The sequence below is a fragment of the Brevibacillus massiliensis genome, assembly GCF_000311785.1.
Lineage (GTDB): Bacteria > Bacillota > Bacilli > Brevibacillales > Brevibacillaceae > Brevibacillus_C > Brevibacillus_C massiliensis.
Genome location: NZ_HE978542.1, coordinates 113525 through 139225 on the forward strand (window position 1 = coordinate 113525; position 25701 = coordinate 139225).

Genomic DNA, 25701 nt, shown 5'->3' on the forward strand with positions numbered 1-25701 from the left:
GTGATGGTTACGTAGATTCGGCCTCCACGAGATCAAGCTTGAGAAAATCTTCAATAAACCGCTCCATCCGCAGGATGACCAGGTCGATGATCTCTCGTCCAAGCTGCAGTGATGCATCCCGGGCATCGCCAAACGATCCGTCTTTCGTCAGCTGGTTCCAACTGTACGGATAGTCTACCCGCGGTCCCGGTTCAAACTGGGTAAATACCATGGGGTAATCCAGCATGTCAGCAGGGCGCAGGTCATCCGCCCTGACAATCCCGGGATCGAGGTACAATCCGAAAGACGCTTCGGCTTCACAGGCGTGACCGTACCGGACAGATTTTACCTTGCGGGAGATTTCCTCCGACGCCAGGTTCCAATAAAAGATGTTGGCAATTTGAACGCCAAGCTCATGCTTGGCTACTGTTGACGCCACGGAGAGCGTCGTCTGATTGCCGCCATGGCCGTTCATCAACAGGAAACGCTTGATTCCATGCCGTTTCATGCTTTTGATATAGTCAAAAACGACAGCTTGCAGTGTGGCTGGGGACAGCGTCATGCTCCCCGCGAAATCCATGTGATGATAGGAAACACCGACAGGGATCGGAGGGAGAACGAGCAGGCGCGGATACATCCGTTCGGCTATTTTGTTGGCAACCTCATGGGCCAGGCGGGTATCGGTATCCAATGTCATGTTGCAGCCGTGCTGTTCTGTGGAGCCAACGGGTATAATGGCCGCCTCCACCTGCTTGAACCGCTCTTCGGCTTCAAAGGTGGTCATCCGGCCGAGCTCAAACATCGCTTGATTGGCTGTACTCATAACGGTATCCCCCTCTTTTCCATCGATTCTTTTACGCTTCCACTTCCACAATGATCTCTACTTCAACCGGGGTATCGAACGGAAGTTCATTGGTTCCGATGGCCGATCTGGCGTGTTTGCCTTTTTCTCCGAACACTTCCACCAGCAGTTCGGAAGCCCCGTTCATCACATAGGGCTGATCGGAAAAGCCCGGCGCACTGTTGACAAAGCCCAGAACCTTGACTACCTTCTTAATCTTGTCCAGGCTGCCAAGATGCCATTTCAACACCGCCAGGCAGTTAATCATGCATTGGCGCGCTGCCGCCTGGCCTTCTTCTATCGTCAATTCCTTCCCCAGCTTGCCCTTGTAGATCAACTCCCCGTTCACCCGGCAGTCCTGTCCGGAGGTATACACCAGGTTGCCCGTTTGATTGACGGGAACAAAGCAAAACTTAGGTTTGGCGACCGCGGGAAGGACGATATTCAACTCTGCCAATTTTTGTTCGATAGACATCATTTCACCAGCTTTTCTCGTTATTTGTTTTCCAACATCACATCAAATGAAGCCAAATCCTTCAGGCCGTTTCCTGTTAAGATCACTGCGACCGTCTCACGATTGCCGATCTGCCCTGTCTGCAGACTCTTCGCCAATCCGGCGACTCCTGCAGCCGCAGAAGGCTCAGCGAGGATCCCCTCATCCTTTGCCAGCCAGGCCTGCGCCTCAAGAATTTGCCGGTCCGATACATCAAGGGCAAATCCGGATGATTCCCTGATTTTTTGCAGCGTATAGGTGCCGTCCTGGGCATAACCGTCCAAACCGTCCCCGATTCCGCCGGCAATCGTCCGAGGAGCTGTTTGCGGCTCTACTATGCTGCGTCCCGCCTGAAACGCTCGGGCTACGGGATTGCAGCCCGCTGCCTGAATCCCTGCGATCCGGGGAAGGACGTTTGCCATGCCCAACTCGCGCAGTTCGACAAAGCCCTTCCAGATCCCCGCCAGCACCGGACCGGCGCCAAAGGGAACACAGATGACATCAGGCCCGCTCCGGTTCATCTGCTCCCAGAGTTCAAAGGCGATCATTTTGTCGCCTTCCACCGTATAAGGGTTGAGAAAGGTGGTCGTGAGGTTAAACATCTGTTCCCGGTCTGCCATTTCCTTCGCCCGGTGGAAGGATTGGCTGTAGGGGCCGGGTACTTTCAACACCCTGGCACCGTAGGCTGCGGTCTGTTTTACCTTTTCCGCCGGCGTCGATTCGGGAACGAGGATGGTGGCGGCCAATCCCGCCCGAGCGCAGTAGGCGGCGACCGCGGCGGCGGCGTTTCCGCTCGAAGCGACCACGACCTGCCGAAACCCGAATTCCACCGCCTTGGAGACGCCGACTGAGATCGGCCGGTCCTTGAAGGAGCCGGTCGGGTTGGCAGATTCGCACTTCAGCCAGAGGTTCTTAAGACCAAGCCTTTGCGCCAGCCGGTTAGCCTTTACCAGCGGCGTACGCCCCTCGCCCAGAGAGATCAGCTTCTGTGGGGCGACAGGCAGCAGCAGTTCACCGGAAAACGCCTCTGTACGCTGCTGCAGGTGATCCTTCAGGGCCTGATAGTCGTAACAGACGTCCAGCAATCCGTCACACCCCGGACATGTGTAGTACGGGAGCAGCGGGTATTCTGTGCCGCAGCCGATGCAGCGCAGCCGTGTGGCATACATGTTCTACTCCCCCTGCTCCCGCAGCATGTGCAAGGCGAGATGGACAAAGATGCGCGAGGCGTCCACTACTTCTGCAATCTCCACATACTCGTCATTGACATGGGCCTGACTCAATGAGCCTGGACCAAAGACAACCGTGGGGATGCCCTTGTCGACGGAAAAGAACGGTGCCTCACAGGTGGCTTCGAATATTTTCACCTGGCACGGCTGCTCCCTGACCAGTCTGTTTGCCTGCTCCATTCCTTTGACCAGAGGATGATCCGGCGCGATCTGGCTGGCTGCCAGATAGGAGGAGCACTCCAGCTCATAGGTGGAGACATCTGCCACTTCCTCTACGCATTCGCGAATCTCTTGCAGGATCTCCTCGTACGTCTCCGACGGCAAAATCCGGCGGTCGATCTCGATTACACAGCTTCCCGGCACGATGTTGGGCGCGGTTCCTCCCTGAATCTGGGTGACATTCAAGGATGCCGAACCCAAAAGCGGGTCGACCCTTTTCTTTAATGAATTACCTAAACTTTCTAAATTATGAATGATTTTATTCATCTTGTAAATCGCATTGTCGGGATTGGTGACAACAGCAGCATGGCCGGGTGTACCCAATGTCTGGATCCGGTACCTGGACACGCCGCGATGGGCTATGCAGATATTCAGTTCCGTCGGCTCGCTGATGACTGCCCAGTCAGCGGTGAGGTCCGTCGTCAAAAAGTGTTTCATTCCGAGATTTCCGCGTTCCTCATCCGCATTGAAAAACAGAATCAGCTCGCCGGCGAACGGGTTGCCCAGCCGCTGCAAAACGATGGCTGCGTAGATCATGGCGGCGACGCCCGATTTCATGTCTGCAGCCCCCCGGCCGTACACCCGTCCGTCCTGGACGATGCCCGCAAACGGATCCATGCTCCATTGATTTCCCGCTGGCACGACGTCGAGATGGCCGTTGTAGATCATCGACGGGCCTGGCCGCATACCCTGCAGGCGTGCGATCACGTTGGGCCTTCCAGGAGCCGCCCAGGACAGTTCTGCCTTGATCCCGTGTTCCGCGAGCAGCGCTTGAACATACCGGCCCGCCTCTTCTTCGGTTCCCAGAGGATTTTCGCTTTGTTTTTGGATCAATTCCCGCAAGATGCCGATTACTTCATCCTGATGAAAGTTTGCTGTGATTCTCTCTTGAATCGAACGCAAGCTGTTCACACCCCTCTCGTCTCCCTAGTAGTTCTTGCCGCGGGCGTCGATCTTGAGTGTTCCCGCGAATTCGCCATTGCGATACCCGTACAAGTAATCGTTGAGGTTGGGGATGACGCAGCTGTGATTGGGTATAATCTCGATCCGGTCCCCCACCTGGAAGTGGTGCTGAGCGGGATCAAACTGGAGGTAACCGTGCTCCTCATTTAACTTCACGATCTTTACATCCGGCTTGCCGACGATATACCCATACGTATCTCCCGCCACGGAGAGGTCGCTCGTCAAGGTCTTCGAACCGGCGTCGATCGTTGCATGGCCCGGCAGCGGCACGCTGACGACCGTGGCATGCACTCGCAAGGCGCAGTCCTGTTCCGTGTAGACCCCGAGATGGACGGCGTTCATATCGCCAAAAATGTAGTTGCCGGCACGAGCTTCGGTAATGCCTGTCAGTTCTTCGGCGAGGTAACTGGACGGGGTCGACCCGCCTGACATCACGCGTACGGGAATTCCGTCTCCTTCCAGAAGCCGCTTGGCTTCCAAGAGGAGCTCTGCCTCCCGCCTGGTTTCTGCCTTCAGTTCCTCCAGTGATGACTTGCCGTAGATCTGGCCGACGTAAGTAAACACCCCGGCGATTTCAATTCCCGGCAGTCCCGCGATTTGTCTGGCGAACTCCTGTACTGGCGCCCCGGGCTGAACCCCGCCGCGATGGCTGCCCCCGTCAATCTCAATCAGAACTTCCAGCTTTCGTCCCGCATCCTGGCCGGCTGCGGACAATCCTTGGGCTACGGCGACGCTGTCTACCGTGGTGCGAACGTTGACCTTCTGGACGAGACGAGTCAGCCGCTGCAGATTTTCTTCCCCGACGATCGGAAAAGCGATCAGGATGGCATCAATTCCCGCCTCTGCCATCACCTCTGCTTCCGACAGCTTTGCGCAGGTGATGCCTTTAGCTCCCATCGCCAACTGCTTTTTGGCCAATTCGATGCACTTATGCGTCTTGATGTGCGGCCAGTGGTCGATCCCGGCCTGATTCAGCCGCTCGACCATCGCAGCGATATTCTGCTCTACTTTGTCCAAATCTACCGATACGTACGGTGTAATGTGATTCACTTGAAAACACACCCTTCTTTCTTCGCTTTTCCGCCAGCAGCACCCAGGCCCGATCAGGCTAGTTCATGAGGACATCGGGCAGCCACATCACCAGTCCCGGAATATAGGCGATTAAGATGACGACCAACGCCCCAATCACAAAGTACGGAATTAAATCCTTGTAGGTATTTTCCACTTTGATCTTCGCCAGGTGACACGACAGGAACAGCGTGGTGCCGACAGGCGGCGTAAACAATCCCAGCGCCAGGGCACAAAGCATGACGATGGCGAAGTGAATCGGATCCATGCCGATGCCGGTCGCAATCGGGAAAAAGATCGGGATGAAAATGAACAGGTTGGGCACGAGGTCCATGATCATTCCGGCGATGAACAAGATCAGCACCAGGATGAGGATCATCAGATAGTCGGGAATTCCCAGGCCAAGCAGGGCGCTTGAGATCATCGCAGGGATTCCTTCACTGATCAGGATGTAGGTGAAGATCGAAGACGAACAGACGATCATCATCACGACAGTCGTGCCGACGACCGTTTCTTTCAGGGCCGCCATCAGCTTTTTCCCGTCGAGCGAACGGTAGACAAAAAAACCGATGATAAACGCGTAAACCGCCGACAAGGCAGCTACTTCCGTCGCTGTGGCGATGCCGAACACGATCGCCCCGATCATGAAGATCGGCATGATAATCGCCCAAAAAGCTTGCATGACACCTTGCGCCACCTCTTTGAAGGTAGGGCGCTGCTCGCGCGGATAGCCCCGCTTGACGGAGATGACGATCGTGGTCACCAGGTAGGCCAGGGAGATCAGAATCCCCGGAATGGCGCCGGCAATAAACATCTTGGCAACGGACAGATTGGCCAGCCAGGCGATGATAATCATCGTGCTGCTGGGCGGAATGATGATTCCGACGACGCTGGCCGAGGCGTTGATCGAGGCGGCAAAGGATGGCGAATAGCCCTTTTTCTTCATCTCCGGAATGAGCACGGAGCCAACCGAGGCTGCATCCGCGACACTGGAACCGGAAACGCCGGCCAGTACCATGTTGGTCACGACAGACACGCAGCCCAGTCCGCCCGGCAGCCAGCGCACCAGCGAATGGGCCAGTTGGATAATCCGCTGGGCGATTCCGGCGTGTACCATCAGACTACCGGCCAAAATGAAGAACGGAACGGCCAGGAAGGCAAACGACTGGGTGTTGGAGAAAAAGCGCTGCGCTACGATCGAGAGCGGGATTCCCTCAACCAGCACGTACATCAACGCTGCCGCTCCCATCGAAAAGGCAATGGGAACGCCAAAAGCTATCAGGACAAAAAGGCCGACGATCATGATCCAGATCATTGTTGTTCCTCCATGTTCTTCTCGCCAAAGAAGAGTAGAATCACTTTGTAAATGAGAATGAGCAAGACCAGACAGAAAGCAAAGGTTTCGGAAATGTACATCCACGATTTGGAGATTCCGAGGATCGGCAGCGTCTGCCTGTACACAGAGACGGACAGGTCAAAGCTGGATTTAATCAAAAAAACGGAGAAAAAAATCATGATAAGGTAGATGATCAAATCAGCGTATTTTCCGGATTTCCCGGCAAAGCATTTTTCTTTAAAGACGGTAATCGCAACGTTCTCATCGTTTTTGGTGATAATCACGGTGCCGAAAAAGACGATCCAGGGGAAGATAAGGGCGGTCAGCTCTCCCGTAAATGTAAACGGAAGATTAAAAATATACCTGCTAAACACGTCCAGGAAAACGACGATTGTCAAAACGACCATCAGAATGCTCGAAACGACAGCCAGCACATTCGTAAATCTTTCGATCAGCCTGTTTACTGCCACGAGAGAACTTTTCATGTGGACACTCCTTTTCAGGTCGGGCACAAATGAAGGGAACATCTGCGCCCGTCCCGTTGAAAACTGGACTATTTCTTGTGCGTTGCCCGATATTCTTCCAGGAATTTTTGCACCTCTTCAAAGTTTTGCTTCCCGACGATATCCGCAAGCTTCGCATAGGCAGGCTCTACCTTCGCCCTGAATGCCGCGATGTCCGGGTGCGTGATCTCCTCGAAGTTGGCCTTCATGCTGTCAAGCACTTCGGAGTTCCTCTTCTGGGTCAGCTCTCGGGACAGGTCTCTCGCCTCGTTGGCCGCATCCTGGATAATCGTTTGCAGCTCGGGGTCGAGACTGTCCCACAAGCCTTTGTTCATGATGAAATTGACGTGATAGTAAAAGTGGTTAGTAATGGCTAAGTATTTCTGCACTTCGTAAAATTTCTGGTCGTAGATGGCATCCAACGGGTTAAACTGACCGTCCACTACGCCTTGTGACAGGGCCAGGTAAAGCTCTGAAAACGGAATGGTAGATGTAATCGCGCCCAATTGATTGAAAGTTTCGATCGAAGTAGGTTCATTCGGGCTTCTCATTTTGACTCCTGCGATATCATCCGGTGAGTTGATCGGATGCTTGTTGTTGGTAATCTGGGCAAATCCGAGGTCTGCATGGGCCAGCACTTTGTAGCCGAACTCTTCCGCTTCTTTCTTCCATCTGTCTCCAATCGGTCCATCCAGAACCGCATACGCCTCATCGTAGTCGTTGATCATGAACGGGAGCTGCAGTGTTCCGTACTGCGGAAGGATATTGGTCATCGAACCGCCGCCGGCGAGTTGGAAATCAAGGGCGCCAATTTTTACGGATTCAAGCATTTCCTGCTCTGTGCCAAGAGTTTCGGATGGGAAAATCTGGATTTCCACTCGCCCGTTCGTCTTTTCCTCTACGATGTCCTTGAATTTTTTTGCGGTTTCGTAGCGCACGGACTGTTCATTTGTGTTAAAGCCCAGTTTAAACTTGTAGGTTTTTCCCGAATCTTGGGTCTTGCCTGCTTCGCCCGCTTGCTGATTCGGTTCTGCAGCCTGATTGCCGCAGCCGGCTACGAGCAAAAATACCATGATGAAAAATCCATAAGCGAAACGCTTTGACCAAGACGATTTCATATTGAACCCCCTAATTTTTACATTAATTATCATGATTATGCTTACAATTCCTGTTAATGCTTACATTGGCTTTCACCTCCTTCAAAGGCAAACAGGGAACAACTGATTCAGTTTGCTCCTCTGAGTGCCGTTGTCAACCAGGGCTATTCCTCCAAATTGCGCGCCTCATCCAAGTAGTTGTACAAAGTGAATTTTGAGATATCCAAAAACTTGCAGACCTTGTCCCCCGCTTTTTTTATGTGAAATGCCCCTTTTTTATCCAGGTACAAAATCGCCTTCATCTTGTCTTCCTTGGTCATATGCGAGACAGGTTTGCCGATTTCCTTTTGACATTCTTGCAGCAAGAAGTCCATCAACTCGTTTACGTCGCGGACGAAAACCTCTTTTACTTCGTTTTCCAGACTGTATTTGGTAATGGACCGAAGTGTATTTTCGGCGACAATCAAATCGGAGATATCAAAGTTGATACAGATGGCGCCTATGGTCTTGCCCTGGCTGTTTTTAATGTATATGGAAGACGACCTGAGAATTTTTCCCTCTTTGGTCTGTGTGATATAGTTGTACCGGTCCCCATCCTTAACAGTGCCTCTCAAGACTTCCAGCCCCAGATTACTGCCGCAATCTCCCGGCTTCCTTCCTGTTATATAGCCATTCTCGATGGCGACAATGGTACTTTCGTAGCCGCCGCTTAAATCGTGAAGGACGACCTCGCACTTTTCCCCAAACTGTGCAGCGATCCCCCGGATCAGGTTGGTTAAAAATTCCTGTTCATCTTTAATGTTTTCCAAGCAACTCCCTCACAATCTAAATATTTTTTAGACAAGAAGAAAATTAATTTTGTAGTTGTAATTTAACATTAATTTTCATTTAGGTCAATAATTCATTTTTTGTTTATAATCAGATTATTTTTTTACTTGCTTGCAACACAGCGATGCATGCTTATTCCCGTGCAGCGGACAATAGAAGCGTGGAAAGAAAGCTTGTGGAGGTGAGAGGCGTGAACATACTGGCCAAGCTCCTTTTGCCGCTCGTCCTTCAGTCAGCGCGCCAGGCACCAATCATCCGCTAAACGTCTGAATCTGGATGGGGTAGGAAAGCTTGTAACAAACCTGGGCAGGGCCCGCTAATCCTTCGTGCGGGAACTTGAGCAGCCGTACGATATAGGCAGTACAGAGCGGCAAGTGCCTCCCCATAAAAATATCTGCCGTTTACTGCCGCCTAGTGATAATATAGACGTGTGCGGTCGATCGGAAATTGTCAGCAATAGTTCGGAAAATTGAATGGGGTGTAAAAATGAATACGGACCCGGAAGCAGCAAAACGGCAAGGGATCAAGGCAGGGGTCGGCTACGCCATTCTGGCCTACGCCACATGGGGATTGCTCCCCTTGTACTGGAAGTCGCTCGACCTCATCCCTTCGGACGAAATTCTTGCTCATCGCATTTTTTGGTCATTTCTCTTCGTCGCCGCTGTCTTGACCATTCGCCGGCGATGGAAAAATATCAAACCCGTCCTGACCAATAAAAAACAGCTGCTGGCGGTCACGCTCTGCTCGATTTTGGTCACCGGAAACTGGTATATTTACATCTGGGCCGTCAATCACGGACAAGTGATTGAAGCCGCCCTTGGCTATTATATCAATCCTTTGCTCAGCATCGCATTGGGAATGATCGTGCTTGGGGAGCGATTACATTTTTGGCAGCTCATCTCCTTGGGACTGGCTGCAATCGGTGTGGCGATCATGACGATTGAGCACGGGCGGATCCCCTGGATTGCCGTTTCGCTGGCGCTTACTTTTGCCCTGTACGGTCTGGCTAAAAAGCTGCTGCGCGCTGATGCTCTGACCGGACTGGCCCTGGAGACCTTTATGATTACGCCGTTTGCGCTTGGATACCTGATGTTTCTTGAAGGAAGCGGCAGCGGAACCTTTTTTAAGCTCCCCACCGCAGTCCTGCTCCTCCTGATCTGTTCCGGCATTGCCACCGCGATACCGCTTCTCTGGTTTGCCCGGAGCGCCCAGTCGGTTCCGCTCAGCATGCTTGGCTTCATCCAGTACCTTTCGCCGACGATCAGCCTGCTAATGGGCGTATTTCTCTTTAAAGAGCCCTTTACCATCGTGCATGCGATCACCTTTACATTTCTTTGGAGTTCTCTCCTGCTGTACTCGTTGTCGTATACCGGCTTATTCCGCAAAAAACCGCGGATCAATCGGACCAGACACATTTAACTAGGAAGGAGCTTACCTGCACATGAAGGCATACCTGGATCTCTGCAGCAGAATCCTGACCGAAGGTGTTAAAAAAGATGACCGGACGGGAACGGGCACGCTCAGCGTCTTTGGCCATCAAATGCGCTTTGACCTCAGCGAGGGCTTTCCCCTCTTGACGACCAAAAAACTGCATACCCGATCGATTATTTACGAACTGCTCTGGTTTTTGCAGGGAAGCACAAACGTCCGTTATCTGCAGGAAAACGGAGTCCGCATTTGGAATGAATGGGCGGATGAAAACGGCGAACTTGGACCGGTCTACGGCAAACAATGGCGTTCCTTCAGCGGGGCGGACGGCAGGACGGTCGACCAGATCGGGTGGGTGGTAGACGAGATCAAACGAAACCCCGATTCCCGCCGACTCATCGTCAGCGCCTGGAATCCGACGGAGATCGACAAGATGGCCCTGCCTCCCTGTCACTGCCTGTTCCAATTTTACGTCTCGGAAGGAAAACTGTCCTGCCAGCTTTACCAGCGCAGCGGCGATACCTTCCTCGGCATCCCCTTCAACATCGCCAGCTACGCGCTCTTGACGCATATGGTCGCCCATGTCACCGGCCTTCGTCCCGGAGAATTCGTCCATACGATCGGCGACGCCCATCTGTACCTCAACCACCTGGAACAGGTAAAAGAGCAGTTGACCCGCACGCCGCTTCCGCTGCCGACGTTGAAGCTGAATCCCCGGGTGAAGTCCATTTTCGACTTTACGTATGAGGATATAGAAATTGTGGGTTACGAGGCACATCCGCACATAAAGGGGAGCGTATCCGTATGATCAGCCTGATTGCGGCTTATGCAAACGGCCGGGTGCTCGGCAAGGACGGCAAGATGCCCTGGCACCTGCCCGGCGAACTGCAGTACTTCAAACAGGTGACCAGCGGCCACACCGTCGTGATGGGGCGCAAGACATTTGAGTCGATCGGACGTCCCCTGCCCAACCGGCGCAACGTCGTACTGACGCGGAGACATGACTTTGCCGCACCAGGGGTTGAGGTGGCACACAGCAAGCGGGAGGTACTTGAGCTGGGAGACGTGATGATCATCGGGGGGGCGGAGCTCTACGCCCTGTTTATCGACGACGCCGACCGGCTCTACCTGACGGAAATCGAGCTCGATACAGACGGCGACGCCTTTTTTCCAGAGTGGGACCGCGACCAGTTCACCCTGGTCTCCGCTACCCCGGGAAAAGTGGACGAGAAAAATCCCCTGCCCCATACCTTTTACGTGTATGAGCGAAAACAGCGCTAGTTTGCAGACAAGAATGAAAACGCCCTGCCGGTTCAAACCTGATCCGGCAGGGCGTTTCCTCTTTCCGTTATTTCACCATTTTTCCCATGCGTCTCGCCACTTCGATGAGCGGTGTGGAAAATTCCGTCATCTTCTCCAAAGTGAGACGGTTGGAAGGACCGGAAATGGCCAGCGAAGCCGTGATCCTGCCCGTCCGGTCGAAAATCGGAGCGGCCACGGCGGCAGCCCCAATCTCCCGCTCTTCCACACTGGTGGCGTAGCCCAATTGGCGTATTTGCGCCAACTGCTGGCGAAAGACGTCTCGATCGACGTACTCCGGCCAAGCCGGGTCGCTCAGGATTTGTTCCTGTGTGGCCGGATCGGAATAGGCGACGAGAACTTTACTGGAGGCTCCGACAGCCAGCGGCATCCTCGCACCAATCGGGGCCACGCGGCGGATCGCTTGCTTGCTCTCTACCGCCTGGATGCGAATCCGCTCATTGCCATCCCTTACGTACAGGCTGATCGTTTCCCCGACGATGTCGCGCAGCCGTTCCATCTCAGTCAGCACGATGGCAGCGGGATCATCAGATTGAGCCAGGTTCGCCGACAGTTCCCAGATGCTGAAACCCAACCGATACTTTTCCGTATGGGGATCACGAATGACGAATCCCTTTGCTTCCAAAGCGGCGAGCAGTCGATACACCGTGCTTTTGTGCAGGGAAATCCGGCTGGCGATCTCGCTCAGCCCAAGCTCTGTAGAATTTGTAAAACAAAGCAGGATATCCAACGCGCGTTCGACCGAGCGAACCGTCGACTTGTGCTCTTCCACGCCCACACCCACTTCTTTCCGTTTAAGATAATGTTTCATCAGGTGAAATGTTGTTCTACTTTTAAGTATAACCGATTCAAGAAGATGGGTAAACCAAGCCTGGCTACAGCGTTGCTTCCGGATTGTAGCGTTTCACATAGGCAAATATGTCATCGCCTCTCAGCGGTTCCATTACCGCGCGGATCTGATGCTGTTCCAAATACGCCTCCAGCGCTTGCCGGCCCCGTTCTATCCGTTTCCGGGCGGCATCGGCCAGCGTCAGCATATAGGGAACCAGCAGCTGCAGATACCAAAGCTGCCTGCTTTCCTCGCTGACGTCTATCTCCAGTTCGATATCGCTGCTTTGAAAGGCGTACAGGGTGTCGAAGAGGCGGCCCCGCTCGTCGGCGTCATGGCCCTCCAGTGAAACGGCCAAAATCGTCATGTAGTACTCTTCATGAAACAACGCCAGCTGATCGTTTATCGGTACAAACTTCTTTTGCAGTTCCATTGCGGTTTCCTCCCCTCTCTGCTACAGGAGTGATACAGTCCCGCCGCCAGCCTAAAGCAGCTTCGTTAAAACAAGCTTGTGCCTTCTGCCAGCGCCCTGGCATCCTCGGCCGAGATCAAGACCGCACGCGGCTTTCCTCCGCTTTGGCCGGCCACGTACCCGTCCGCCTCCATCATCTCAATGAGACGGGCAGCACGGTTGTAGCCGATCCGGAACCTCCGCTGCAGGGCGGACGCAGACGCCTGTCCCTGCTCCGCCACGTGAACCAGGGCTTCAAAATAAAGTTCATCGTCTCCGGCATCATACGTCTGAACGGATTGTTCCAGTTCCTCCTTGCTGAACAGGTATTCCGGCTGGCACTGCCGTTTGATGAAAAGCGTGACCCGCTCTATTTCATCATCGGAGACGAAATTTCCTTGCAGGCGCAGCGTATTGGTCCCGCTCTCCAAAAACAGCATGTCTCCACGCCCCAGCAGACGTTCGGCACCGGTCTGGTCCAGGATCGTCCGCGAGTCCACCTGCGAAAAGACGGCAAAAGCAAGCCGGGTCGGCACGTTTGCCTTGATGTTTCCGGTAATGACATCGACTGACGGGCGCTGTGTGGCAAGCAGGAGGTGGATGCCGCAGGCTCTCGCCTTCTGGGCGATCCGGATGATGCAGTCCTCCACATCTTGTGGGGAGACCATCATCAAGTCTGCCAGCTCGTCGATGATGATCACGATATAAGGCAGCCGTTCGCCGCTGATCTGATTGTACCGCTCAATATCGCGGGCTCCCGCCTCGGCAAACAGCGTGTAGCGCCGCTCCATCTCTTCCACCGCCCACTTCAGGGCAGCCGTCGCCTGTTTTGCGTCTGTCACCACCGGAGTTACCAGATGGGGCAGGTGGTTGTACGGCGCCAACTCTACCATTTTGGGATCGATCAAAAGCAGCCGAACCTGCTGTGGGCTGGCTTTGTACAGCAAGCTGATGATGATGGAATTGATGCAGACGCTCTTTCCCGAACCGGTCGAACCGGCGATCAGGCCGTGCGGCATTTTTTTGATGTCGGCTACGATCGGCATTCCCCCGATGTCCATGCCCAAGGCAACGGCGAGCGGAGACGGGTGGTTTTGAAACGCCTCCGATCCGATAATCCGGCTGATAAAAACAGGCTCCGCCTTCAGGTTCGGCACTTCGATCCCTACGGCATTGCGTCCGGGAATCGGGGCCTCAATCCGGATATCCTTCGCCGCCAAGCTCAATTTGATGTCATCGGACAAGCTGGTGATCTTGTTTACTTTTACGCCTGGCGCCGGCTGCAGTTCGAATCGGGTCACCGTCGGACCTTTGACGATTCCTACCACCTGTGCGCTGACGTTGAAATTGCTGAGCGTCTCCTCCAGCAAGCGCTTCTGCTCCAGCGTGTGCTCCTCTCCCTCCTGGGCCAACTCTGGCGAAGGATTCAGCAGATCAAACGGCGGATATGTATACCCCCGTGGTATTGGCGCTGCCGCTTGCACCGCCGGTTCGGGCGGCTGCGTGCGTGCGATTAGCGGTTCGGCCGCCCGCGGGCGCTCCGTAACCGGCTGCAGGTTCCCATTTTCCGGCTGCTGAACGGCGGCAGGCCTTTCCGGTTCTGGTTCCAGCTCCGGCGCATGTTCGGTCCAGTCCGCTTTCTCCGGTTCTGACTCCGACTCCAGCACCTGTTCGGTCCAGTCCGCTTTCTCCGGTTCTGGCTCCGGTTCCGGCACCTGTTCGGTCCAGCCCGCTCGCTGCGGTTCTGGCTCCGGCTCTGGCACCTGTTCGGTCCAGTCCGCTCGCTCTGGTTCCTTCCCTGCAGCCATCGGCAAGCCTATTGGCTCCGCCGTTGCACTTTTTTCCACCGCTGCCGCCGTCTCACTTCGGCTGAGCGCTCCTTGAGCTAACGGTTCCGCTTCCCCCTCTCGGCTGGCGCTCATACGCTTGAACAAGTCGATCGGAAGAGCTTCCTCTGTTTCCGGAACGGGGTCGGGAGACTTTGGAGTCGCCCGCGGCCAGAGCTTCTCTTCCCCCTCCTTGGGGGTCATGCGCCCATAGACCGGCGAAAAGACTTCTGTAGGGGTAAACGTCCGTCTTGGCTCAGCTGCAGAGCGGTTCACAATGAAAGTAGGCTCCCGCTTCACGGGCTTCGGCTGCTTCGGGACAGATGATTTGACTGGCGTTGTATGTTCAGGGCGTTCAACCTTGTCTTTTGGCGGATCGGGTATCACCGGAAAACGAAATTCGCCTTTGCGGCGGGGCTTGGTTGGTTCCTCGGGCTGCACGGGCCCCGGCCCCTTGAGAACATTCGGCTCCTTTGAAAGATTCCGTTCCTTGGGGTAGATATTGGTCGTTCTGGCTTCCAACGGTCTGCCTGAAGGATATGAAACCGGGGAACCCTTGGGTTCCTCTTTTTTTTCACCCACCAAGCCTTCTACGATCTTTTGAAGCCAAGTCCACATGCTGCTTCGTCCTCTCTTTTCAAACTCATGGCCGAACGGGCAAACGAGATGCAGCCATTCGGCCGGTCTTTTGCGACTGCTACCATTTTACCACGATTTCCATCTTTTTTCTTCACGGAACCATCATCCGGGGCAGGCAGAATGATTGATTTCGTGGCGCCAGCTCATCCAGAAAAAAGAAGTGTTCACACTTTCTTGTTGATTCCGCGAAACTTTCTACCTATTTAAAACGTATTAACCATTGAAAATAAATACTCTCGTCCCTCACTTACATATTCCCCTGAATAGTAATAAGTTTGCAGGGCGAGAAAAAGAAGGTGAAAGATGATGTGGAAAAAGGCGTATCTCCTGGTTTTCTCCGCGCTGCTGTTATTGGCGGGTTGTTCAGGAGAAACCGCACTGATTGGAGAGTCGATCATCAAATCGGCTGACCAGCCAAGTGCTGATTTCCAAGGGACCTTCAAAATGACAGGTGACCTGGACCAACTCTTGGACGCTGTGATCGACAACGCAGAAGAGAAGAAAGAAGCTCTGGCGTTTGTCAATGCTTTGAAAGCCGGACTGAAAATGGAAGGCTCAACCGTATCAGCCCATGAGGCGAAAATCGTTTTCACGTTAAACGATGACAAGATTTTGCGCGACAACCAGCTTTGGACAGGGGACCAAAAAGCTGCGCTGGAAATGCTCGTAAAAAATAACGATGTCTATGTGAAAACCCCGATCGACCAAAAGTACCTGGCGATCAATTCTGCCAACTCTCCGGAAATGGAAATAGATCCGGAGAAGGTTCGCGAGTTCCAGGATAAAATTCAGAAGTTGACAATCGACTTCATGAAAAAGTACATCGACAAATACGGATTTGACTTCTCCCAAGTGAAAAATCTTGGCAAGGAATCCGTGGAACTGCCGAACGGCAAAAAAGTGGATGCTACCCATATCAGTGTAACTCTTGACACCCAAGAGTTGCTGAAAATGCTCTTGTACACGGCAAAAGACGCGACTGTCAACAAGGATGTTCGCGACTTTGCGATCGAATTCATGACGTTGACCAGCCAGTTTGCCATGGATAACCTCCCGGCTGAAGCGGCGGCTGACATGAAGAAGCCTTCCGCCCAGGAACAACGCGCTGAAATCGAAAAAATGGTGGACCAAGGCCTGGCATTCCTGAAACAGCAAGTGGAGCAACTGGAAAAACAGTACACGATCGAACAAATGGTGGAGCAGGTAAAAGAAGCAGGCGTGCAATCGCTTGAACTGAAGCTCGACTATTATATCGACTCCGACAAGAATCAAGTTCGCGGCATCACCACGCTGTCTGCTACAGTAAAAGACCCTGACGGCAAGCTGCCGAAACCGGTTACGATCGGTTGGGAAGCGGACTGTTACGTCTGGAATCACGGCAAGGGAACGGCCGTCACCTTCCCTGCTGCCGGCGATACCGTTACGGTAGAGCAGCTGCAGGAAGATGAGAATGCGATCAAGGCATTTAACGATAAAGGCTTCTTGCATCGCTTTGCCCAGGAGCTCGCCGCCGTCCCGGGCGAATCCGAACTTATCGTCTTCGATCTGAAGGATAACTCGACCACGCTCAACGGAGAACCGGTAACAGGCGTCCGCCCGTTCCTCAAAGACGGCTCGACGATGGTGCCGTTCCGCTTCATCGGCGAAGAGATGGGCGCGCAGATCAGCTACGACGCAAGCACCAAGACAGCTACCTTCTCCAAGGACGGGAAAACGATCAAGGTAACGGAAGGCAGCAAAACTGCTACGGTCGACGGCCAAGCCAAGACCTTGCCGGCAGCCCCGACTGAAAAAGACGGCAGCCTTTACGTTCCGCTTAAATTCGTCAGCGAAGAGTTTGGCGCAGACGTAACCTGGCTTGAAGAAGAGCAGCAGGCGATTATCGAATTCGAGAAAGCCAGCTAAACCGGAATTCAGGACAGGAAAACAAGAATGGATAGAGTCGTCAGAATGCATCTGGCGACTCTATCCTTTTTCTTTTGCCAGTATTGGTTTCGCCTGATTATATGACGAATTTATCCACGAATTCATGAACCGGGGTTTCCTCCAACGCCCCTTGGTCCATGCACATCTCCATAATCTCTGCAACTTGCTTGGCCGGCAAACGAGTGGCCAGATTGGCTGTGAACTTTTGTTCGAGCAGCGGGATTCCTTCCTCACGTCTGCTGCGGTGGCCGACCGGGTACTCTACCTCAACCTTTTCCGTATGGCTCCCATCTTGGAAGAAGATTTGAACGGCATTGGCGATAGAGCGTTTGTCCGGATCGAGATAATCAGCGGAATAACGCGGGTCTTCCACAGCTCTGGGCATGAAATTCCGATTGAAGTGCTTCGCAGCATCCGGACTGAGAAGATTCCCTGCGACGTCATCTTGATCACCGCGGCCAAAGAGATCGAAATCATCGAAGAAGCTTTCAGGCTGGGCATATTCGATTCCCTAATCAAAGCCTTTTGACCTCGATCTGCTGCAGGATTCCCTGGAAAAATACAAGCAGTTCAAAATCCACTTGCGAACTCCCGCTCAGCCGGACCAGAAGTTTGTGGAGGGGCTAAAAAAGTTCAGGGCGGCCAAGTCCCAAACGGTTCAGCCGTTGCAAAAAGGGATTGACAGCCGCACGCTGGAGAGGATTAAACAAAGCCTGCTCCAAGGGCAGCAGGCTTACAGCGCGGAACAGATCGCCCGCCTCGCCGGTGTCAGCCGTTCCACAGCGAGAGCTTATCTGGAATATCTGACAGAACAGGGAATCGCCGATGAGTTCCTGCAGTATGGAACGGTCGGTCGGCCGCAGCGGCTGTTCCGGATGAAAGTGTACCGTTAGCGAATCCACCGCATGTCCACAATGTTGACGAGCAGTCGTGAAGATAATGCCTGTGCCGCAAGTCAAGCTTGGTTGGCTTTCAGAGACACAGTTTTGGATGGAGACATGTGATTGCCTCCACCTTATCATGATGGAGAGCAGCAAGTATTTGGACAAGGAGGTTTTGTCCTTGGGATTGAAGCAACGTGACAAAACAGGCGTATATCGAACAGACTTCACAAAGCACGTCGTATTAATCACTGGCGGAACTTCCGGCATTGGACGTGAAATTGCCGCCGCCTATATGAGGGCAGGCGCTTCTGTCGCGCTGGTCGGGCAGAACGAGCAGAGGGGCATGCAGGCGGAAAAGACAATCGGAGCGTTAAAACGCTCAGCTGGACAGCAGTGCGTATTTTTCCCCGGGGACGTATCTTCTCGCACAGATCTGGATCGCGTGCTGGGGCAAATCGAAGAGCGTTTCGGCGTCTTGAACGCGGTGGTCTGTTCCGCCGGCATCGGTCGCAAGGCAACGCTGCTGGAGACTTCGGAAGCGGATCTGGCCAGCCTTTACCGCGTCAACGTTCAGGGTGCGATCACGACTGTCCAGGCGTCGGCCAAACTGCTGAAACAGAGCAGTGGCGCCGTCGTTCTCATCTCCTCGGATGCCGGCATCTCCGGAGAAAATCTGGCGGGCGCCTACTCCGTCACCAAAGCGGCGCTGAACATGGCAGGCAAAATGCTCGCCCTGGACCTGGCCCCCGACGGCGTCCGCGTTAACGTGGTCGCCCCCGGAGATATCGCCCCCGGCATGAAAACCATGGTGAAAGCGGGGGAAACTTTGCGGGCCGAGGACGACTATCTCTCCTGGCCGCTTCCGCCCATCGGACGCTACGGCCGGGCTTCGGACGTCGCCGATGCCGTCCTCTTTCTCACCTCGGCGTCCGCCTCATTCATTACCGGCAGTGTCCTGCTGATCGATGGCGGCATGCGTGCCGGCTTTTTGCACGGAGCCCCGAGTGAGAGCCCCTCTCGTTAAGCCTGCGCCAGGACATGGCCCCCTCGGAACAACCTCTTAAACAGCGGGCTCCTCTGACCCCGGCGGTGCGTACCGCTCAACTTCCGGGAAAATGTCTCCTTCGCCTCATCCGCCGCTCCCGATACCACTGGTACACCCGGATGGATACTGTCAGCCAGACCGCGCTGGCCAGGTAGGCGCCAATGACGTCGCTGGGATAGTGGACCCCCAAATAGATCCGGCTCCATCCGATCCCCAGGATCATGGCTGCGCCAAACAGCAGCAAGAGAACTCGTCCGATGCGGGACGGGATATGCTTCCACAAGAGAAAGACCAGAATGCCGTACAAGGCAAACGCCCCCATCGAATGTCCGCTGGGAAAGCTGTATCCCGTCTCCTCGACCAGCCGGTGCAAAGTGGGCCGCTCCCGCTGAAACAGGTGCTTTAAAAAGTCGTTGACGAGCGCTGCGCCGCCAACCGCGGCGATGAACAGCACCAGCTCGCTCCGATGCCTGAGCACAAAAAACAGCACAGCGATCACAACCACAGAAATCACGGCAGCAGCCTTTGTCGAGCCGATAAAGGAAAGCGTCAGTGCCAGCTCCGTCAGTGTTAGCGATTCATAGCGCTGCACGGCGGACGAGAGCAAGCTGTCAAACGGAGCCGTCGCATTCCGCGCGACGAGGTAGGCTACAAGAGCGAATCCAATCGTGCTCAAGAAGCCAAGCCAGACCACGCGTCTTGGTCCTGTATCCATAAATGTCTGCCTCCCTGCTCTCTGGAATCTCGCAAAACTTCAGGTCCCTGTCCGGTTATCGCAGGTTAGCGCTATCCCGATCGGCTCCCGACAGCCGTCATGGTGAGGATCGTCTCGTGAAGCGGCCCTCCCGTTGCGATCAGACTGGCCAGGCAGGGGATCGTGAACGGCTTATGGCGGTAGCCTTCCCCGCTCCAATCGGTGATCTTGGCACCCGCTTCCCGGGCGATCAGGATACCGGCCGCGACATCCATGATGTCCGATTTCTGCATGACGATATAGTCGATCCAGCCGCTGGCCAGCAGACACCAGTCAAGCGCAGGGGCAATCGTCCGCATCAGCCGCTTTGATTGCAGGGCGAACGGGGCGATAAATGCCATTTCCTCCTCTTTGGTCACCGTATCGCGACCTCTTATGTACGTTCCCACCGCCTTAGACAATTCCGTTCGTCCGCTGGCAAACAGCCGCCTGCCGTTGAGGTAGGCTCCCTTCCCGCGTTCGGCCCAAAACAGCTGGCCGGAAATCGGATTGTAGACCACGCCGAGCACGACGTCCTCCGCATGCTGCAGTGCGATGGAGACAGAAAAGTACGGATGGCCAATAAAATAGTTGTTTGTTCCGTCCAGCGGGTCGACGATCCACAGGTACTCATCGTCCCGCTGGACGATCCCGATCTCTTCGGAAGCAATCGTATGGCTCGGAAAATGACGATGAATCACCTCAATAATGCGCCGCTCGCTCGCCTTATCCTCCGGCAGCTTCACATCGTTATGAGATTCCAGGTCAGGGGTAAGCTGCCCGGAAAAGCGCTCCCGCAGCAGTTCCCCCGCATACAGCGCCGCTTGTTTTGCGATCTCTATCATATCTGGTAAACTCCTTTTTTTCGCATGTATTTGCATCGTACCCAATCCGGCACCGAAGATCAACCAAACCTTTTTCGCCGCCGCACAGTCTAACTATATAGTGAGGTGGAAAACGTTGTCTACAGAGTCGTTAGTACGGGCAGCCAAACACGATGACACTGCCTTTTACCAGTTGATGCAGGAACATAAACAACAGCTGTACCGCTTGGCTTTTGCCTACTTGAAAAATGAGCAGGACGCATTGGACGCCGTCCAGGAGACGACATACCGGGCTTACAAGCAATTGCCCAGACTGAGGGAGCCGCAGTACTTCCACACCTGGCTGATCCGCATCCTGCTCAACTACTGTCACGACCAGACGAAAGCAAAAAAGCGCTGGAAGCTGATCGAAACCTTCCGGGAAGAGCATTCGCATCCTGACGATATGCAGCATGAAAGAGTTCACTTAGAGCTGGCGATTGAACAGCTGGGGCCAAAGTACAAGCAGGTGATTATCCTCAAGTATTTTGAAGACATGACCATCGCCGAGATCGCTCGAGTGATCGGAAGGCCGGAGGGGACGGTCAAAACCCGCCTGCATCAGGCGTTGTCACAACTGCGGAAACTGCTGGAAAAGGATGGTGATTTCCATGTTTGATCGCGAAGAACAAGTTCTGCGAAAAGTCAAAGAGCAGATTGCCGGACTGCCGCTTCCCGCGCCCGAACAGCTCGACCAGGCCATCGAGCGGGGCATGCAGCGCGCCAAGAGAAAACGGCCGGTAAAAAGCTGGAGCCTTGCTGTCTCCGCTGCCGTATGTGTGCTCTGCCTTCTGTTGGCTGTCAGCATCCGGGTGTCGCCTGCGTTCGCCACTCTGGTCAGCGAGCTGCCCGGCATGTCCTACATCGTCAAATTGATCAGCTATGATCAAGGCTTGCAGCGTGCTGTCGAACATGACTTCGTGCAGCCGGTGGGCATCTCTGACGAAAAAGACGGCATTCGCCTGACCGTTGGCAGTATCATCGCTGACGAGATGAGATTAAACATTTTTTACACCGCGGAAAGTACGACGGGCAAGCCTAAAAAACTTCTGACTTCATCCGTCGAACTGCTGGACGGGAACAGGCAGCCGTTTTCCGCTGGCATTTCCAGCTTTAGTCCAGAAGAAAGCAATCCGGATGACCACATCTTGAAGGGACATGTAGATATCCATTTTATAGAAAATAAGCCCGTTCCCGACACGGTCATCATGCGGGTGAAATTGGTCGGCGATATCGAACACCCAGATACCGTCTGGGAAGTCACCATCCCCGTAGACCGCTCGAAGTTTGCCGGGATGAAGGAAACGGTGCCGATCGACCAAACCGTTGACATCGCCGGACAAAAATTCACCTTTACTGATGCAGTCATCTACCCGACCCGAATCAGGCTTGGTGTCGAATTTGACCCGGACAACACCAAAAACATCATGGGCTTTGAAGACCTCAAGATCGTCAACGAAAAAGGAGATGTCCTGAAGACTGATCTTGCCTCCGTCGGCGAGTCGAAACAGACGATTTACTTTGAGAGCAGCTACTTCACCGAGGCCAAGGAGTTGTATTTGAGAGGCAGCGAACTGATGGCCCTGGACAAGGACAAATCGGTACTGGTCATCGACGTCGGGGAAAAGAAACTCCTGAAAGCCCCCGATCAGCGCGTTCATCTGGAGTCAATCGACAGAGGAACGGCATACACGACGATCAATCTGCTCGTCGAGAAGCTACCAGGCGATAAACATGCCTACTCCATCGTCGATTCGGAATTTGCGGATGCCGCAGGGAATGTGTATCAGACAGAAGGCAATATGGGAATCATCGACGATGACAGCAGCATTCAGCGAACCTCCTTCCATATAAAATCGGAGGATTACACCGGGCCCTTGACCTTTACCATTACCAATTACCCAGCGCGGATCACCCAGCCTTTTGAAGTAAGACTGAAATAGAATGCAGACGAACCGGCTTTTCACCAATGAAAGGTGGAGCCGGTTCCAAATTTTTGTGTAAATAGTCAGAATTTTATTGTAATATGAAGCCAAGAAAATAACATTTTCCTGACGGAGAGGAGTATGTTCATGAAAAAAATAAGCAAATGGACAGTCGGGGTTCTGCTGCTTGCCCTGGTTTTATCGCTGCTGCCGGTTCTCTCTTTTGCTGCGGAAACACCGGAAGCCCCCCAGTTTAAAGCTGGCGACACCGCATATGTTGATGTGGCGGCTGCAACGCTGTGGACGGAAAAAGGCATGTCAAAGACGCGCGAGGTCGATATTCCTGCTCTCACCAATCCTGTCGACCTGTGGAAATGGACAAGAAGCATGACCCTGGCGCAAAAGCTGGAGCTCACCAGTGCCGACATGCTGGAGACTCAGGCTCTCTACGGGACGAGAGTGGTCATTCTGGAGGAGCGAGGCGACTGGATCAAAGTAGCTGTGGAAGGACAGCCCACTCCGAAAAGTACGCTGGGTTATCCCGGCTGGATGCCAAAAGTGCAGTTGACGGATAACCGCCGATTGGACGAGTTTTCCGATCGCCCGTTTGCCATCGTGACCAGCCCGACGGCATGGCTTTACGACGGAAATGCCATGAATCACAAGTTTATGGAGGTCAGCTTCAACACAAGGCTGCCCGTTCAAAAAGAGATGGGAGACAAGGTCATGCTGATCACCCCGAACAACGGCAACAAATGGGTGTCGAAAGCGGATGTGGCCATCTATCGGTCGGAATCCGACATTCCCACTCCGACGGGTGCAGATCTCGTCAGCACGGTGAAGAAGTTTTTGGGGCTGCCCTACCTCTGGGCCGGCACCTCGGGCTTCGGCTTCGACTGCTCCGGCTTTACGCATACGATCTACAAATCGCACGGAATCACGATCCCGCGCGACTCCGGCCCGCAATCGAAGGCAGGCACACCCGTCAGCAGAGAAGAACTTCAACCGGGAGACTTGCTGTTCTTCGCCTACAACAACGGCAAAGGCAGTGTCCACCACGTATCGATGTACATTGGCGAGGGAAAGATGATCCATTCACCTAATGCCGCCAAGACGGTAGAGATTGTCTCGATTGATGAACCGGCCTACGCTGTTGAATTTGCCGGGGCGCGCCGCTACCTCCCTTAAGCCCATTTCCGATTTTTCCCCTTGCACACGTGCCCGATACCCTCTATGATAAGTGAAACCGGCTCCCCGGGGAGGGTACAAATGAACAGTAATTTCATTCGGCTGAAAAACCTTGAGGGCGAGTTAAAACTGACACAGATGAATAAAAGTTTAAGCTGCTCTGTGACCAGCAAGGAATTGGTTTTTCAAAAACCCCATACGACATACCACCTGTTTTTGCATGATATCATCAGCATCATTCCGGTCAGGATCGATTCCCCTGGCATATCGTTTCGCCATCGCTCCGAGTTGATCCGCACCACTTTTGGCTCTGATTATTTCAAACTGGCGGTCAAGTGGGCCCGAATCGTGACGCGCTCCGGTGTCGTCGAGCGTGAAGACATGGAGTTTATCGTCCCCCTGTCGCAAAAAATGCTTCAGTACATCGCCAGGTACAGCGGAATGTCGGTCATCCCCTGACCGCAGCGAAAAGACCTCCGGGCTTCGCCGCAGAGGTCGCGAGCAGTAAACAGCTGGTATCTTCGAGGCTCCCTGCTTGCCGTGCGCAAGGCAGGGAGCTTTTTTTACTTACGAAATGCCTTCTTTCGATGCATCAGGGGAAGTTGTGTCTTCGTTTGCTGCGGACTCCGGCGTGTTCGCCGCGTCAGCAGGAGTGTCGGTTGTTTGCTCCGCGGAAGGAGAAGCGGCAGATTCATTCGCAGGCGCGGCTTCCGCATCGGCGGCGGAAGATTCGTTCTCCTCTGTCTGTACAGGGTCGGCCGCTTGTTGATCTTCGATGATGATCAGTTCTCCCTGCTCCTGGTAGCCTACTTTTGCATTCAGCTTTTCTCCGATAAAGCGAATCGGCAGGAAGACACGCCCGTTTTTCAGCACCGGTTTTGTTTCCAGTTTGATTTTTTCCCCGTTTACCAACGCTTCGTCCGAACCGAGGAAAAGAACAATTTTGCTGTCGCCGCGTTTGACTTCCACGCTTTGGGTCTCCGGTTCCCACGTGACATCAGCCTTCAAGGCGTTGCCGATGGCGCGAACAGGCACCAAAGTACGACCATTTTGGATGAACGGCGCATCCGCCATAACGACTTCCTTGCCGTTAACGAAGGTCTTCAGGCCTTTTTGTCCGTTCTTTTCATAGAGTTCGCCCAATCTGCTGTAAATCTCTTCGTCGCCCGGCTTGTAGAATCGATCAAGCAGTTCTTTCTGCACTTCGAGCGCCTCTTTTAGCTCGGACTGCTGTTCCAGCTGTTTGGCAAGCTCCTCGTACTTCGCCTTTAATTCATCCGTCACTTCACCCGTTTTTTTCAGTTCCTGACGGAGTTCGATCAGCTCTTTTTTCGTTTTGACAGCTTGCTGAATTGCCGCTTTTTTGGCTGCTGCCGCTTGTTGAATTTGCGCCAGATCGGCGGATGGACTGCCGGCGTTTGCTTTGCCCGCTGCCTTCTCGATCTCTTCGGCAAGCTTCTCCGCCTCTTTCAGGGCTTTTTCTTCTTCCTTTTTGGCTTTATCCGCAGCCTTCTCCAGTTCCTTTTCAGCCTTCTCCTTGTCGGCCTTTTCCTGTTCCGTCTCACGCCCTTTCTCGGCTTTCTCTTTATCCTTTTCCTGCTCTTTCTCAGCCTTGTCTTTGTCCTTTTCCTTCTCCTTCTCGGCCTTGTCTTTGTCCTTTTCCTTCTCCTTCTCGGCCTTGTCTTGGTCCTTTTCCTTCTCTTTCTCGGCCTTGTCTTTGTCCTTTTCCTTCTCCTTCTCGGCCTTGTCTTTGTCCTTTTCCTTCTCTTTCTCGGCCTTGTCTTTGTCCTTTTCCTTCTCTTTCTCGGCCTTGTCTTTGTCCTTTTCCTTCTCTTTCTCGGCCTTGTCTTGGTCCTTTTCCTTCTGCTTCGACTCTTTCGCCGGTTTATCGGCCGCGTGTACCGCTTCAAGCGGTGACAATGCCGTCAGCGTCAGCGCCAGAACCAAACTCGCTGAGATGATCTTTTTCATTGCTGTATCCCCCCATGAAGATTCCAAAATAATAACACTTTTTATATCGGCAGAAGGGAAGTGCATTTTTACATGCAGAGAGGATCGCCATACAAGAAAACCCTGCCCCCGTTGTCT

At 53.8% G+C, this 25701-nt stretch carries 27 protein-coding genes; 10 read left to right on the forward strand and 17 right to left on the reverse strand.

The features are described from left to right. Positions 1-7 precede the first annotated feature (7 nt). From HGBM_RS16095 to HGBM_RS16135, 9 genes are all read right to left on the reverse strand, one after another. The gene (locus HGBM_RS16095; RefSeq protein WP_019122121.1) at positions 8-802 is read right to left on the reverse strand and encodes a creatininase family protein; all 795 of its coding nucleotides are present in this window, start codon (positions 800-802) and stop codon (positions 8-10) included. Positions 803-833: 31 nt separating this feature from the next. Continuing rightward, positions 834-1298, reverse strand: a complete 465-nt coding sequence (locus tag HGBM_RS16100; RefSeq protein ID WP_019122122.1) for a RidA family protein — start codon at positions 1296-1298, stop codon at positions 834-836. 17 nt (positions 1299-1315) lie between these two features. Next, a complete protein-coding gene (thrC, locus tag HGBM_RS27690) occupies positions 1316-2482 on the reverse strand; it encodes a threonine synthase (protein ID WP_019122123.1) in 1167 nt (388 codons plus the stop codon). Positions 2483-2485: 3 nt separating this feature from the next. Continuing rightward, positions 2486-3673, reverse strand: a complete 1188-nt coding sequence (locus tag HGBM_RS16110; RefSeq protein WP_019122124.1) for a M20 family metallopeptidase — start codon at positions 3671-3673, stop codon at positions 2486-2488. A gap of 15 nt (positions 3674-3688) precedes the next feature. After that, entirely contained in the window at positions 3689-4774 is a 1086-nt protein-coding gene (locus HGBM_RS16115) for an alanine racemase (RefSeq protein WP_019122125.1), read from the reverse strand. Positions 4775-4832: 58 nt separating this feature from the next. Continuing rightward, complete coding sequence (locus HGBM_RS16120; protein WP_019122126.1) at positions 4833-6107, reverse strand: TRAP transporter large permease; 1275 nt, start codon at positions 6105-6107, stop codon at positions 4833-4835. Next, a complete protein-coding gene (locus HGBM_RS27695) occupies positions 6104-6613 on the reverse strand; it encodes a TRAP transporter small permease (protein WP_019122127.1) in 510 nt (169 codons plus the stop codon). The genes HGBM_RS16120 and HGBM_RS27695 overlap by 4 nt, the downstream gene beginning before the upstream one ends. 68 nt (positions 6614-6681) lie before the next feature. Continuing rightward, positions 6682-7749, reverse strand: a complete 1068-nt coding sequence (locus HGBM_RS16130; RefSeq protein WP_019122128.1) for a TRAP transporter substrate-binding protein — start codon at positions 7747-7749, stop codon at positions 6682-6684. Between the two features lie 143 nt (positions 7750-7892). Next, entirely contained in the window at positions 7893-8537 is a 645-nt protein-coding gene (locus HGBM_RS16135; protein ID WP_019122129.1) for a helix-turn-helix transcriptional regulator, read from the reverse strand. Between the two features lie 505 nt (positions 8538-9042). Between HGBM_RS16135 and rarD the strand changes: the two genes are divergently transcribed. The 3 genes from rarD to HGBM_RS16150 are packed head-to-tail and all read left to right on the forward strand — an operon-like array spanning position 9043 to position 11265. Further along, positions 9043-9975 (forward strand): EamA family transporter RarD, encoded by a 933-nt coding sequence (rarD, locus tag HGBM_RS16140; RefSeq protein ID WP_019122130.1) that lies wholly within the window; start codon positions 9043-9045, stop codon positions 9973-9975. 22 nt (positions 9976-9997) lie between these two features. Beyond that, positions 9998-10792 (forward strand): thymidylate synthase, encoded by a 795-nt coding sequence (locus HGBM_RS16145; RefSeq protein WP_019122131.1) that lies wholly within the window; start codon positions 9998-10000, stop codon positions 10790-10792. Further along, complete coding sequence (locus tag HGBM_RS16150) at positions 10789-11265, forward strand: dihydrofolate reductase (protein WP_019122132.1); 477 nt, start codon at positions 10789-10791, stop codon at positions 11263-11265. The genes HGBM_RS16145 and HGBM_RS16150 overlap by 4 nt, the downstream gene beginning before the upstream one ends. Positions 11266-11332: 67 nt before the next feature. Here HGBM_RS16150 and HGBM_RS16155 read toward each other — a convergent pair whose 3' ends face one another. The 3 genes from HGBM_RS16155 to HGBM_RS27700 form a co-directional block, all read right to left on the reverse strand. Beyond that, positions 11333-12115, reverse strand: coding sequence for an IclR family transcriptional regulator (locus tag HGBM_RS16155; RefSeq protein WP_390620989.1), 783 nt, complete (start codon positions 12113-12115; stop codon positions 11333-11335). A 64-nt stretch (positions 12116-12179) separates the two neighbouring features. After that, positions 12180-12566, reverse strand: a complete 387-nt coding sequence (locus tag HGBM_RS16160) for a hypothetical protein (protein WP_019122134.1) — start codon at positions 12564-12566, stop codon at positions 12180-12182. Between the two features lie 65 nt (positions 12567-12631). Next, a complete protein-coding gene (locus HGBM_RS27700; protein ID WP_019122135.1) occupies positions 12632-15028 on the reverse strand; it encodes a DNA translocase FtsK in 2397 nt (798 codons plus the stop codon). Between the two features lie 324 nt (positions 15029-15352). Between HGBM_RS27700 and HGBM_RS27705 the strand changes: the two genes are divergently transcribed. Then, on the forward strand, positions 15353-16954 hold the full coding sequence (locus HGBM_RS27705; RefSeq protein ID WP_081590212.1) for a copper amine oxidase N-terminal domain-containing protein: 1602 nt from the start codon (positions 15353-15355) through the stop codon (positions 16952-16954). 97 nt (positions 16955-17051) lie between these two features. Here HGBM_RS27705 and HGBM_RS29710 read toward each other — a convergent pair whose 3' ends face one another. Beyond that, entirely contained in the window at positions 17052-17360 is a 309-nt protein-coding gene (locus HGBM_RS29710) for an MmgE/PrpD family protein (protein WP_081590213.1), read from the reverse strand. A 196-nt stretch (positions 17361-17556) separates the two neighbouring features. Here HGBM_RS29710 and HGBM_RS28985 point away from each other — a divergent pair, with 196 nt between their 5' ends. Both HGBM_RS28985 and HGBM_RS27715 read left to right on the forward strand, forming a co-directional pair. Beyond that, positions 17557-17868: a helix-turn-helix domain-containing protein gene (locus HGBM_RS28985; RefSeq protein WP_019122138.1), complete on the forward strand. Its 312-nt coding sequence runs from the start codon at positions 17557-17559 to the stop codon at positions 17866-17868. A gap of 169 nt (positions 17869-18037) precedes the next feature. Beyond that, a complete protein-coding gene (locus HGBM_RS27715; RefSeq protein ID WP_161605061.1) occupies positions 18038-18883 on the forward strand; it encodes an SDR family NAD(P)-dependent oxidoreductase in 846 nt (281 codons plus the stop codon). Positions 18884-18959: 76 nt separating this feature from the next. On the opposite strand, the gene HGBM_RS16185 is transcribed toward HGBM_RS27715, so the two are convergent. Together HGBM_RS16185 and HGBM_RS16190 are read right to left on the reverse strand one after the other, a co-directional pair. Continuing rightward, complete coding sequence (locus HGBM_RS16185; protein WP_019122140.1) at positions 18960-19619, reverse strand: phosphatase PAP2 family protein; 660 nt, start codon at positions 19617-19619, stop codon at positions 18960-18962. 71 nt (positions 19620-19690) lie between these two features. Beyond that, the gene (locus tag HGBM_RS16190) at positions 19691-20482 is read right to left on the reverse strand and encodes an inositol monophosphatase family protein (RefSeq protein WP_019122141.1); all 792 of its coding nucleotides are present in this window, start codon (positions 20480-20482) and stop codon (positions 19691-19693) included. 115 nt (positions 20483-20597) lie between these two features. Here HGBM_RS16190 and HGBM_RS16195 point away from each other — a divergent pair, with 115 nt between their 5' ends. From HGBM_RS16195 to HGBM_RS16210, 4 genes are all read left to right on the forward strand, one after another. After that, complete coding sequence (locus tag HGBM_RS16195; RefSeq protein ID WP_019122142.1) at positions 20598-21119, forward strand: sigma-70 family RNA polymerase sigma factor; 522 nt, start codon at positions 20598-20600, stop codon at positions 21117-21119. Then, positions 21112-22443, forward strand: a complete 1332-nt coding sequence (locus HGBM_RS16200) for a DUF4179 domain-containing protein (RefSeq protein ID WP_019122143.1) — start codon at positions 21112-21114, stop codon at positions 22441-22443. The genes HGBM_RS16195 and HGBM_RS16200 overlap by 8 nt, the downstream gene beginning before the upstream one ends. A 129-nt stretch (positions 22444-22572) precedes the next feature. Next, the gene (locus HGBM_RS16205; protein WP_019122144.1) at positions 22573-23613 is read left to right on the forward strand and encodes a C40 family peptidase; all 1041 of its coding nucleotides are present in this window, start codon (positions 22573-22575) and stop codon (positions 23611-23613) included. An 81-nt stretch (positions 23614-23694) separates the two neighbouring features. Next, complete coding sequence (locus HGBM_RS16210) at positions 23695-24072, forward strand: hypothetical protein (RefSeq protein WP_019122145.1); 378 nt, start codon at positions 23695-23697, stop codon at positions 24070-24072. Positions 24073-24180: 108 nt separating this feature from the next. Here the strand turns inward: HGBM_RS16210 and HGBM_RS28990 are convergent, their stop codons facing one another. Together HGBM_RS28990 and HGBM_RS31325 are read right to left on the reverse strand one after the other, a co-directional pair. Then, on the reverse strand, positions 24181-25584 hold the full coding sequence (locus HGBM_RS28990; RefSeq protein ID WP_019122146.1) for a copper amine oxidase N-terminal domain-containing protein: 1404 nt from the start codon (positions 25582-25584) through the stop codon (positions 24181-24183). Next, the coding region (locus tag HGBM_RS31325) for a hypothetical protein (RefSeq protein WP_218917001.1) at positions 25520-25701 on the reverse strand (182 nt) is incomplete at its 5' end. The genes HGBM_RS28990 and HGBM_RS31325, both read right to left, overlap by 65 nt.